Annotated in this window: 6 protein-coding genes; all 6 read left to right on the top strand. The window is 64.5% G+C overall.

Annotated features, from left to right (window positions below; genetic code table 11):
• Positions 1-497 precede the first annotated feature (497 nt).
• A complete protein-coding gene (locus SOM61_RS23810; protein ID WP_320476374.1) occupies positions 498-3167 on the top strand; it encodes a TonB-dependent receptor in 2670 nt (889 codons plus the stop codon).
• A 214-nt stretch (positions 3168-3381) separates the two neighbouring features.
• Entirely contained in the window at positions 3382-5217 is a 1836-nt protein-coding gene (locus tag SOM61_RS23805) for a DEAD/DEAH box helicase (RefSeq protein ID WP_320476373.1), read from the top strand.
• Between the two features lie 343 nt (positions 5218-5560).
• Positions 5561-6895, top strand: coding sequence for an MFS transporter (locus SOM61_RS23800; RefSeq protein ID WP_320476372.1), 1335 nt, complete (start codon positions 5561-5563; stop codon positions 6893-6895).
• A gap of 138 nt (positions 6896-7033) precedes the next feature.
• Positions 7034-8665, top strand: a complete 1632-nt coding sequence (locus SOM61_RS23795; protein ID WP_320476371.1) for an alpha-D-glucose phosphate-specific phosphoglucomutase — start codon at positions 7034-7036, stop codon at positions 8663-8665.
• 36 nt (positions 8666-8701) lie between these two features.
• Positions 8702-10375 (top strand): alpha-amylase family glycosyl hydrolase, encoded by a 1674-nt coding sequence (locus SOM61_RS23790; protein WP_320476370.1) that lies wholly within the window; start codon positions 8702-8704, stop codon positions 10373-10375.
• Positions 10376-10582: 207 nt separating this feature from the next.
• Complete coding sequence (locus tag SOM61_RS23785) at positions 10583-12424, top strand: putative bifunctional diguanylate cyclase/phosphodiesterase (protein WP_320476369.1); 1842 nt, start codon at positions 10583-10585, stop codon at positions 12422-12424.
• The last annotated feature ends 47 nt before the right edge of the window (positions 12425-12471 follow it).

The raw sequence follows: 12471 nt of genomic DNA, 5'->3' as shown, positions 1-12471 counted from the left end.
GGCGCTTTCATTGAGCGCTCCCGATCGATGGCGGCAGGGATTGGACCGCGGGTCAGCTCAGCAGTTCAATGCTCATCCATATTTAACGAGTACAGCGCCCTTTTTTTCGCCTGTTGTAAGGCCGCATCAGGCTGCTGAACTTATCTGTGTAGCAAATTTTCAGTCTGCGAGCAGAAGCGCCGCCGATCTGAATGATTTACTACAGGAAGCGCACCAAGGTGGTGCGAGGCAATAAAAATTTGCTGGTTTTGAGGGCATTTGTAGCCCGACTACAGAGTCGCTACATTGCCCTGTCGCTCTTAAACAACGGAAAACCCGTTAAATTACAATGAATTAGCGAATCCGATCGCGCAATCCTTGCTCTAAATAACTCCCGTTGACAGTGCATCTAGTTTTAATACAAAATTCCGCCCAACGTTGATTTTGTCGCAAAAAGCCGATCCCGGTCTGCTCAAGCAGGTGATTTCGGGACTACATCGTTCTATCTGAGGGGACACATGAAAAATATTGCCACCAAGCGTGCCGCATTCCAGCTGAGCCCGGTTGCCGCCGGCTGCGCCATCTTTGTCACGGTCCTGGCCGGCAGCGCCCATGCGCAAACCGCCAGCACCGGTGAGGCCGCCACCCTGAGCCCGGACGCGCCTGTCACCACCGTGACCGTGACCGGCATCCGCCGCGCGATCGAAGATGCGATCGCCGTCAAGCGCGAATCGACCGGCATCGTCGAAGCGATCTCCTCGGAAGACATCGGCAAGCTGCCGGACGTGTCGATCGCCGAATCGCTGGCCCGCCTGCCGGGCCTGTCGGCCCAGCGCGTCAATGGCCAGGCCCAGCAGATCAGCATCCGCGGCACCTCTGGCGACCTGTCGACCGCGCTGCTCAACGGCCGCGAGCAGGTCACCACCAGCTCGGACCGTAGCGTCGAATACGACCAGTACCCGTCGGAACTGATCAGCGCCGTCACCGTGTACAAGACCGGCGACGCTGCCGTCGTCGGCCAGGGCCTGTCGGGCACGGTCGACCTGCAGACCATCAAGCCGCTGTCGCTGCGCGAGCGCGTCATCACCGTCAATGTGCGCGGCGAAAAGAACTCGAAAGGCTCGATCAGCGCCGGCTCGCCGGACACCGGCAGCCGCATCAGCGCGTCCTACATCGACCAGTTCGCCAACCGCACCCTCGGCGTGGCGATCGGCTATGCGCGCCAGGATAAGCCGAACGTGCACCAGCAGTTCGAAACCTGGGATTGGGTGGACGACACCAATGTCGTGCCAGGCTCGACCGTCAAAGTGCCGAAGGGCATGAAGTCGATGGCCACCACCGGCGACCAGGTGCGCGACGGCCTGATGGGGGTGCTGGAATGGCGTCCTAACCGCAACTTCAGCTCGACCTTCGACGTCTATCACTCGCGCTTCGACCAGGAAGAAATCCGCCGTGGTATCGAAATGCCGCTGAAGGACGACGGCGAAGTGCGCTTCTCGAACGCGACCGTGGTCAACGGCACCGCGATCGCCGGCACCGCCAACAACGTCAACCCGGTCGTGCGCAACAACCGCATGACGCGCGACGACAAACTGACCGCCTTCGGCTGGAACAACCGCTACAGCTCGGGCGACTGGGTCGGTATCGTCGACATCAGCCGTTCCAAGGCTGACCACAAGGAGCAGCTGGTCGAGATCAACGCCGGCCGCTCCGTGCGCCAGACCCTGGACTACAGCTACAACGGCGGCACCATTCCGCAACTGTCGCTGTCGGGCGTGTACGACGATCCGTCGCAGATCGCCATCGGCGGCCAGTTCGGCGAAGGCTACGTGAATGCCCCGAACATGGTCGACAAGATGACGTCGTTCCGCGTCAGCCTGGAGCGCAAGTTCTCCGACGGTCCGTTCAGCAGCCTGGAAGTCGGCTACAACCACTCCAAGCGCGAGAAAGAGAAAGAGCACCTGGAAACCGGCTTCTCGAAGACCGGCGACGGCACCTTCGCGCCTGGCGTGCTCAATGGCTCGCAAGGTCTGTATGCACTGCAGAACTCACTGAGCTGGGACATCGACGCCGTGCTGGCGAACAACTTCGGCCCGTTCACCCCGACGGTGCTGGTGCCGTGGGGCGCGACCAAGAACTGGACGATCGAAGAAAAGGTCAAGACCGGCTACGCCAAGCTGAACATCGACACCGAACTGATGTCGATGCCACTGCGCGGCAATATCGGCATGCAAGTCATCGAAACCAACCAGAGCTCGACCGCGAACGCGCTGCGCGCCTGGCCGTTCGCCGATCTGGTGCCGCTGACCGACGGCAAGAAGTACACCGACTACCTGCCGAGCGTGAACCTGGCATGGGCCCTGCCTGAACAGCAATTCATCCGCTTCGGCGCCGGCAAGACCCTGGCGCGCGCCAAGCTGAACCAGCTGAACGCCGCCCTGGAAGTGGGCCTGACCGCGCAGACCACCGGCACCCCATGGGGCAATGGCGGCAACGCCCAGCTCGATCCATGGCGCGCCAAGCAGGTCGACCTGTCGTACGAAAAATACTTCGGCAACAAGGGTTATATCTCGGCCGCCGGCTTCTACAAGGACCTGTCCTCGTATATCTACAGCGTGACCGTGCCGCGTGACTTCTCGGAGTACAACCTGCAGGGCGCCCTGACCAATATCGGCACCATGACCCAGCCGATGAACGGCGAAGGCGGCACCCTGAAGGGCCTGGAGTTCGCGGCCTCGACCCCGCTGGACATGATCCACCCGATGCTGGACGGCTTCGGCATCACCGCCAACGCCTCGTTCACCAGCAGCGAAATCTCGATCGTCGACCAGCGCTTCGGCAGCCTCGCGATCCCGCTGCCAGGCCTGTCCAAGCGCGTGTTCAACGTCACCGCCTACTATGAGAAAGATGGTTTCTCGGCCCGCGTCAGCCAGCGTTATCGCAGCGACTTCGTGGGTGAGATCGGCGGCATCGGCGGCGCCACCGAGCTGACTTACGTGAAAGCTGATAAAGTGGTCGACCTGCAACTGGGTTACGACTTCAAGCAGATCGAGGGCCTGTCGGTGCTGTTCCAGGTGAATAACCTGACCGACACCGCCTTCCGCAGCTACGCCGGCACCGAAGATCGTCCGCGCGGCTACAGCAAGTACGGCCGCCAGATGCTGCTGGGCCTGAACTACAAACTGTAAGCAACACACTGGTTTATCGGCACGCCGCCCAGCGCGGCGTCTGCCAGCCCTTGCAGGTTCAGCCTGCAAGGGCTTTTTGTTTTTTTCGGATTCTGTGGTTTTGGCCTCATAATCCACGCCTGTCTAGTCCACGTATCGTCCTATTTAGCGCCTTGCGCGGGGCGAGGGTGTAAACTACCGCTTTCGTTTCTACTTATTTAAGAGCAACTCCTTTATGTCTGACACCCCAATTCCATCGTTTTCCGACCTCAATCTTTCGGCGCCTGTCCTGAAAGCATTGAAAGACGTCGGCTACGAAACGCCGTCGCCGATCCAGGCTGCCACCATTCCTTTGCTGCTGGAAGGGCGCGACGTGTTGGGGCAGGCCCAGACCGGGACCGGCAAGACCGCGGCCTTCGCGCTGCCGATCCTGTCGAATATCGACGTCAAGAAGACCGCGCCGCAGGCGCTGGTGCTGGCGCCGACGCGTGAACTGGCGATCCAGGTCGCCGAAGCCTTCCAGAGCTACGCTGCCCACATCAAGGGCTTCCACGTGCTGCCGATCTACGGTGGCCAGAGCTATGGCCCGCAGCTGTCGAGCCTGCGCCGCGGCGTGCACGTGGTGGTCGGCACCCCGGGCCGCGTCATCGACCACATCGAGAAAGGCTCGCTCGACCTGTCGCAGCTGACCACCCTGGTGCTGGACGAGGCCGACGAAATGCTGCGCATGGGCTTCATCGACGACGTCGAGCAGATCCTGCAGCAAACCCCGGAAGGCCGCCAGACCACGCTGTTCTCGGCGACCATGCCGCCAGCGATCAAGCGCATCGCAAAAACCTATTTGCGCGATCCGCAAGAAGTCACCGTGGCCGCCAAGACCGGCACCGCCGACAATATCAAGCAGCGCTACTGGCTGGTGGCCGGCATGCACAAGCTCGACGCGCTGACCCGCATCCTCGAGGCCGAGGCGTTCGACGGCATGATCATCTTCGCGCGCACCAAGCTGGGCACCGAAGAACTGGCGACCAAATTGCAGGCGCGCGGCTTCGCGGCTACCGCCATCAATGGCGACATGGCCCAGCAACAGCGCGAGCGCACCATCGAGCAGCTCAAGAACGGCAAGATCGACATCCTGGTGGCGACCGACGTCGCCGCGCGCGGCCTCGACGTGGAACGCATCAGCCACGTGATCAACTACGATGTGCCGTCCGATCCAGAGAGCTACACCCACCGCATCGGCCGTACCGGCCGGGCAGGGCGCAGCGGTGACGCGATCCTGTTCATCACCCCGCGCGAGCGCGGCCTGCTCAAAGCCATCGAGCGCGCTACCCGCCAGCCGGTTGCCCCGCTCGAACTGCCGACCATCAAGGTGGTCAATGAAGTGCGCATCACCCGCTTCAAGGACCAGATCCGCACGGCCCTGGCCGAAGGCGGCCTGGAAGTGTTCCGTTCGCTGATCGAAGACATCGAGCGCGACGACAATGTGCCGGCCATCGATATCGCAGCCGCGCTGGCCAAGCTGGCGCGCGGCGACGAGCCGCTGCTGCTGCAAAAGCCCGATCGCGAAGCCCGTCCCGAATTCGTGCCATCGCAACGCGAGTTCGGCGGCGGCGTGCAGGAGCGCGCACCGCGTGCACCACGCGGCGACTGGGAAGAGCGTCCGGCGCGTCCGGCACGCGAGCCAGGCTTCAAGAAAGAGCGCGTGATGCGCGATCCTGAACCGGGCATGGCCACCTTCCGCATCGAAGTCGGCTTCGCCCATGGCGCCAAGCCGGGCAATATCGTCGGCGCGATCGCCAACGAAGCCAATATCCCGTCCAAGCATATCGGCCGGATCGAGATCTATGACGATTATTCGACCCTCGACCTGCCGGACGATATGCCGAAGGACCTGGTCGAGCACCTGAAGACGATCTGGGTCGCAGGCCGCCAGCTGGCCATCACGCGCGACGGCGAAACGCCAGCGACGCCGGCGGCCAAGAAGCCGTACGCGGCCAAGGGCGTCGAGCGTCGCCTGGGCGAAAAGCCGGCCACTAAAAAGCCGCACCGCAAGGGACCGAGCCAGGGCTGATGCCTCCTGCACGTCGTTCCCGCCCTCGCCGGGCGAGGGCGGGAACGACGGTGTTCAGGGTAGGGGATGAATTCACGGCTCGTCAACGCTGTTGTTTAACTACAAAACCATATCTTTACAGCGCAGTGCCCTCTCGTTCTCACTATGAGAACACCGCGATTGACACCCAGAAATCATCATGTTATTTTGCTACAGATACGCTAGCCGGACTGTAGTCGTCTGTTTTCGTCCCTTCCGGCCTCGCACCGCATCCTGCACAAGGCACTGACGGTACGCTCAATGCGAGCGGCCGTGCAATCACACGAGAGAGCCCGCACCGTCCGGGCCAGATTGGGGACACACAATGGATATGCAATCGACCGTGGGGAAGCCACGTCTGTCGTTCTGGCAGCTGTGGAATATGAGCTTCGGTTTCTTCGGCATCCAGTTCGGCTTCGCGCTGCAGAACGCCAATACCAGCCGCATCTTCGCCACCCTCGGCGCCGACCCCGACAACCTGGCCCTGTACTGGCTGGCCGCACCGGTCACCGGCCTCTTGGTCCAGCCCATCATCGGCTACCTGAGCGACAATACCTGGCACCCGAAATGGGGCCGCCGCCGTCCCTTCTTCTTCATCGGCGCCGTGCTGGCCGCGATCGCGCTGTTCCTGATGCCGAATTCCACCGCGCTGTGGATGGCGGTGGCCGTGCTGTGGATGATGGATGCCGCCATCAACGTGTCGATGGAGCCGTTCCGCGCCTTCGTGGGCGACAAGCTCGACCCGGCCCAGCAAACCGCGGGCTACGCGATGCAGACCTTCTTCATCGGCTGCGGCGCCGTCATCGCGTCCCTGCTGCCGACCTTCTTCGAGAGCATGGGCGTGTCCAATGCAGCCGTCGGCGGCGTGATCCCGGACACCGTGCGCTACTCGTTCTACGCCGGCGGCCTGGTGTTCTTCCTGGCCGTGAGCTGGACCGTGCTGTTCGCCGACGAACTGCCGCCGCCCGACATGGAAGCCTTCCATAAAGAGCGCAAGGCGTCGCGCGGCGTGGGCACGATGTTCGTCGAGATCCTGGGCGGCTTCGGCAAGATGCCGCGCACCATGGTGCAACTGGCCTTCGTGCAGTTCTTCACCTGGATCGCGCTGTTCGCGATGTGGATCTATACCGGCACCGCGATCGCCGACAACGTCTACGGCACCACCGACGCCCAGTCGAGCGCCTACCAGGACGCCGGCAACTGGGTCGGCATCATGTTCGCGGTGTACAGCGGCGTGTCGGCGCTGGCAGCCTTCATCCTGCCGGTGTTCGCCCGCGCGACCTCGCGCAAGATCGTGCACGCCACCTGCCTGGTCATCGGCGGCCTGTCGCTGTCCAGCATGTTCCTGATCACCGACAAGCAGATGCTGGTGCTGCCGATGATCGGCATCGGCATCGCCTGGGCTTCGATCCTGACCATGCCATACGCGATCCTGGCGGGTTCCTTGCCGGCCAAGCGTATGGGTTACTTCATGGGCCTGTTCAACTTCTTCGTCGTGATTCCGCAGATCGTCAGCGGCCTGCTGTTGGGCAGCGTCACCAAGCACCTGTTCGGCGGCCATGCAGTGCTGACCCTGGTGCTGGGCGGTGGCTGCATGCTGGTTGCGGCGGTGCTGACCCTGTTCGTCACCGACAAGGCGGCGCCGGTCTCGAAAGCCTGATCGGACGCTGTTTCCAGCCCTCGCGCGCCGTCATTTTTGCGGCTGTCGTATCGTAATGTTTTACTAACATATTCACCCGAGGCCGAGCCGGCACCGGGTGCTTATGTGAGCGCAAACTTACCCTGACAGGAGCACAGCATGACCATCCAGACCGTCGCGACCACCCCGTTCGCCGGGCAGCGTCCCGGCACCTCGGGCCTGCGCAAGAAGGTGTCCGAGTTCCAGCAGCCCGGCTACCTCGAGAACTTTGTCGAATCCATCTTCCTGACCCTGGGCGAGGGCAAGTGCCGCCACCTGGTGGTGGGCGGCGACGGCCGCTATTTCAATCGCGAGGCGATCCAGACCATCCTGCGCATGGCTGCCGCGCACGGGGTCGAGAAGGTGCTGGTGGGCCGCGGCGGCATCCTGTCGACACCGGCCGTGAGCTGCGTGATCCGCAAGCACGCCTGCTACGGCGGCATCGTGCTGTCGGCCAGCCATAATCCGGGCGGTCCCGAGGGCGACTTCGGCATCAAGTACAACATCGAGAACGGCGGCCCGGCGCCGGAAAAAATCACCGACGCCATCTACGGGCATACGTCGTCGCTGACCGAATACCGCATCAGCGATGCGCCGACCGTGGACCTCGACCGGCTGGGCACTACCCGCATCGAGAACACGACGATCGAGGTGATCGATCCGGTGGCCGACTACGCCGAGCTGATGGCGCGCCTGTTCGACTTCGATGCGATCCGCGCGCTGTTCGCGAGCGGCTTCCGGATGCGCTTCGACGCCATGCACGCGGTGTCGGGGCCGTATGCCAGGGCGGTGCTGGAAGATATCCTCGGCGCGCCCGCCGGTACGGTGGTCAATGGCCAGCCGCTGGAAGACTTCGGCGGTGGCCATCCCGATCCGAACCCGGTCAATGCGGCCGAGCTGATCGCGGCGATGGCGGCGCCGGATGCGCCCGATTTCGGCGCCGCCTCGGACGGCGACGGCGACCGCAATATGATCGTGGGACGCGGCATCGCCGTCACGCCGTCGGACAGCCTGGCCATCATCGCCGCCAACGCCACCGTGGCGCCGGGCTACGCGGGTGGCATCACCGGCATCGCACGCTCGATGCCGACTTCGCAAGCGGCCGACCGCGTGGCCGAGGCGCTCGGCATCTCGTGCTTCGAGACGCCCACCGGCTGGAAGTACTTCGGCAACCTGATGGACGCCAACCTCGCCACCCTGTGCGGCGAGGAGAGCTACGGCACCGGCTCCATCCACATCCGCGAGAAGGATGGCCTGTGGGCGGTACTGTTCTGGCTCAACCTGCTGGCCGTGCGCAAGCAGCCGGTCGGGGAGATCCTGCGCGCACACTGGGCCCGCTTCGGCCGCAACTATTATTCGCGCCACGACTACGAGGCGGTCGACGCGCAAGCGGCAGCCGCCATGATGGATGCGCTGCGCGCGCGCCTGCCCGAGTTGGCGGGCCAGACCCTCGATGGCCACCACGTGGCGCAGGCCGACGACTTCGAATACGCCGACCCGGTCGACGGCTCGGTAGCAAGCCAGCAGGGCATCCGCATCATCATGAGCGACGGTTCGCGCATCGTGTTCCGGTTGTCCGGCACCGGCACCGAAGGCGCCACCGTCCGTCTTTATCTCGAACGCTTCGAGGCCGATCCGGCGCGCCACGACCTGGACACCCAGCAAGCCTTGCAGGGCCTGATCGGCGTGGCCGAAAACGTGTCCGGCCTGCGCCGGCGCACCGGCCGCAATGAACCTACCGTCATCACCTGATCATCTGATCGACTAACCCACCACACAGGAAACCGCATGAAACTACCCGTCCTTGCCGCCTCCATGCTGCTCGCCTTCGGCGCCATGTCGTCTGCAACCGCACATACCAAGGCGCCAGCCGGAAAACCTTTCGTCTGGGAGAACGCGACCGTCTACTTCCTGCTGACGGACCGCTTCAACAACGGCAATCCGGCCAACGACAGGGCATATGGCCGCAAGGACGATGCCGCGACGATGCGCGGCTTCATGGGCGGCGACATCGCCGGCATCACGGCCAAGATCAAGGAAGGGTATTTCACCGACCTGGGCGTGAACGCGATCTGGTTCACGCCGGTCGTCGAGCAGATCCACGGCTCGACCGACGAGGGCACCGGCAAGAGCTATGGCTTCCACGGCTACTGGGCGAAGGACTTCACCGCGCTGGATGCGGCCTTCGGCACCGAGGCCGAACTCAAGGAGCTGGTCGACACGGCGCACGCGAAGGGCATCCGCATCGTGTTCGACGTGGTGCTGAACCACACCGGTCCGGTGACGAAGCAGGATCCGGTATGGCCGGCATCGTGGGTGCGCACCGGCCCGCAGTGCACCTACAAGGACGCGCGCACCACGATGGATTGCACGCTGGTGGCGAACCTGCCGGACTTCCTCACCGGGAGCAACGCCAACGTCGAGCTGCCTCCGCACCTGGCGGCGAAGTGGAAGAAGGAAGGGCGCTACGAGCGCGAAGTCAAGGAACTGGACGACTTCTTCAAGCGCACCGGCTATCCACGCGCGCCGCGCTACTACCTGATGAAATGGCATGCGGACTGGGTGCGCAAGTACGGCATCGATGGCTTTCGCGCCGACACCGTCAAGCACACCGAGCCTGGTCTGTGGAAGGAGCTCAAGCAGGAAGCCAGCATCGCCTTCGAGGACTGGAAGCGCGCCAATCCGAAGCAGCGCCTGGGCGACGACCGGTTCTGGATGGTGTCCGAGGTCTACAACTACGAAATCAAGCACGCGCGCAAGTTCGACCTGGGCGGCGGCGACTTCGTCGATTACCTGGACCAGGGCTTCGACAGCATGATCAGCTTCAGCCTGCGCAGCGACGCCAAGCAGCCTTACGAAAAGATCTTCTCTGATTATTCGAAGATCCTGCAAGGCGAGATGAAGGGCTATTCGGTCCTGAACTACATCAGCTCGCACGACGACAGCAGCCCCTTCGATCCGCTGCGCGAGCGTCCGTTCGAATCGGCCAACAAGCTGCTGCTGGCGCCGGGCGCCGCCCAGATCTACTACGGCGATGAGACCGCGCGCATCCTGCGCGTCGAAGGCGCCGAGGGCGACGCCACCCTGCGTTCGTTCATGAACTGGGACGAGCTGAAAACGAACGCCGAACGCGGCATGCACCGCGTGGCCGATATCCGGGCGCACTGGGCGCGCCTGGGACGCTTCCGCGCCGCCCATCCGGCGGTCGGCGCCGGCGTGCACCAGATGATCAGCCATAGCCCCTACACCTTCAAGCGCACCTGGGAAAAGAACGGCGTGAGCGACCGCGTGGTGGTGGCGCTCGACCTGCCGGGCGGCCAGCCGGCCACGATTCAGGTGGGCGGCGTATTCCATGACGGCGCCACCGTGCGCGACTGGTACACCGGCAAGACCGCTGTGGTCAAGGGCGGCAAGGTGCGTTTCGATACCGCAGCCCCGGTGGCGCTGATCGCCCAGGACTGAGGAGGTCGCTCGCCCCCATGCTTGCTGCATAAAACCTGCCGCGCGGAATTCCCGTCCGTGCGGCCGCTACCTTCGTCCGAAGACTGCTAAGCTGGAAACACAGTCAGGTTTTACGGAACCGCGCGCCGACCGAGCGCGCGGCCGTGGCGCGCCGATGTGACCGGGCGCGGAAGGGGAGCGAGCATGGACAGCAAGGCAAGAGCGAGAATGAGCTACCGCCTGGTACGGGGTACGGCGCGCAGGCTGGCGCCCGGGGGCGATACCTATGCCGGCCTGCACCTGCCGGACGACGGCGAGGTCGGCATGACCGATTCGCCCGATCCCAAGCTCGACTACATCACGCGGCTGGCGGTGCAGGCCACCGGCGCCGACATCGGCGGCATCAGCCTGTTGTTCAAGTCGCAGGTCTGGCTGCCGTCGCATATCGGCCTCAATGCCAGCTTCTTCCCGCGTCCCGGTTCCTTCTGCGACAGCGCGGTGTCGGACGGCAACGACTGGTTCGAGGTGGAAGACGCCAGCCTCGATCCGCGCTTCGCCGGCAATCCGCTGGTGACCGGGGAGCCGCATTACCGCCACTATGCCGCCGTGCCGCTGCGGGGCGAGAGCGAGCACCTGCTGGGCAACCTGTGGGTGATGGGCACCGAGCCGCGCACGCTGGACGTCGCCCAGATCGCTCAACTGCGGCTGATGGGCCGCATCGTGGTCGACATGCTCGAGCTGCGCTACTGCGATCCGGTCACCGGCATGTTCAACCGCGCGGTATTCCTGCAGCACCTGCAGCGCATGCTGGCCGACCACGACGGGCAGACGGTCACGGTCGGCCTGGTCGACCTGATCGGATTCCGCCAGGTGAACGACCTGTTCCGGCGCGAGACGGGCGACCGCATCCTGCGCCTGATGGGCAAGCGCCTCGAAGGCTGGGTCGATGGCGCGCTGTTCGGCCACCTGGGCGCCGACCAGTTCGTGTTCGCGCTGCTGTCGCCGCCGCACGACGAGCAGGCCTGGATGAAACGGCTGTGCACCGCCATCGACCAGCCGTTCGAGGTCGAACCGGGCAATATGCACACGCTGCACGCGCGCATCGGCTTGCGGCGCCAGGCGCTGCCCTGCGAGGAAAGCGCCGGCGGGCTGCTCGATACCGCGGATATCGCGGCATCCTCTGTCCGCCAGCACCAGGACGCGAGCGCCGTGCATGAGTACGACGCGGCGCTGATGGCGCGCGCGCGCCTGCGCTACGAGCTGCGCGAAGCGATCCGCGGCGCGCTGCGCTTCGGCCACCTGGAAGTGCATTACCAGCCGCAGGTCGACGTCGCCCGCGGCCGCCTGATCGGGCTCGAGGCGCTGGTGCGCTGGCGCCATCCGGTCTACGGGCTGGTGGGGCCGGCGATGTTCGTGCCGCAGGCCGAGACCTCAGGCCGCATCTTCGAGCTCGACATGCATGTGCTCAACCTGGTTTGCCACGACCTGATGGCATGGCGCGCGCGCGGCCGCGAAGTGCCGCCGGTGGCGCTCAATTTTTCTCGCGCTTCGCTGATGCATGCCCAGATCTTCGCGCGCCTGGCCGACATCCTCGAGTCCACCGGCGTGCCGGGAGAACTGCTCGAATTCGAAGTCACCGAAAGCCTGCTGCTCGATTCGCCGCAACTGCTGCACCAGCGCGTGTCGGCGCTGCGCGCGCTCGGGGTGCGGGTGGCGGTCGACGACTTCGGCACCGGCTATTCGAACCTCGATGCGCTCAACAGCTTCCCCTTCGATCGCCTCAAGGCCGACCGCCGCTTCGTGCACGGCGTGGCGAGCGACGCCCGCACCGCCGGCGTGTTCGCCCTGATCCAGGGCATCGCAGCGGTGTTCGACGCCGAGCTGCTGTGCGAAGGACTGGAGGACGAGGCCGACCTGTCGTGGCTGGCCGAGCGCGGCGTGCACTGCGTGCAGGGCTGGTACTTCAGCCGCGCGCAGCCGGCGCAGGCGATCGAGCGGGTGCTGCAGCGCTTCCAGGAGGCGCAGGCGGCGCCGTTGTCGGTGCCGGAGATGCGCGCGCTGCTGGCCTGACGATGGGCTGCATTCGTGCATATCGAATCGGTGGCGATCCGGGTTAG

This window comes from Massilia sp. CFBP9012, from assembly GCF_034045115.1.
Classification (GTDB): domain Bacteria; phylum Pseudomonadota; class Gammaproteobacteria; order Burkholderiales; family Burkholderiaceae_D; genus Telluria.
Note: the sequence above shows the minus strand (reverse complement) of the source record. Positions and strands in the feature narration are given on the sequence as shown.

What these genes read in the sequence shown, in the direction of transcription:
- SOM61_RS23800 (WP_320476372.1), top strand. Translation starts at nt 5,561, where the DNA reads ATGGATATGCAATCGACCGTGGGGAAGCCACGTCTGTCGTTCTGGCAG.
- SOM61_RS23790 (WP_320476370.1), top strand. Translation starts at nt 8,702, where the DNA reads ATGAAACTACCCGTCCTTGCCGCCTCCATGCTGCTCGCCTTCGGCGCC.
- SOM61_RS23805 (WP_320476373.1), top strand. Translation starts at nt 3,382, where the DNA reads ATGTCTGACACCCCAATTCCATCGTTTTCCGACCTCAATCTTTCGGCG.
- SOM61_RS23810 (WP_320476374.1), top strand. Translation starts at nt 498, where the DNA reads ATGAAAAATATTGCCACCAAGCGTGCCGCATTCCAGCTGAGCCCGGTT.
- SOM61_RS23785 (WP_320476369.1), top strand. Translation starts at nt 10,583, where the DNA reads ATGAGCTACCGCCTGGTACGGGGTACGGCGCGCAGGCTGGCGCCCGGG.
- SOM61_RS23795 (WP_320476371.1), top strand. Translation starts at nt 7,034, where the DNA reads ATGACCATCCAGACCGTCGCGACCACCCCGTTCGCCGGGCAGCGTCCC.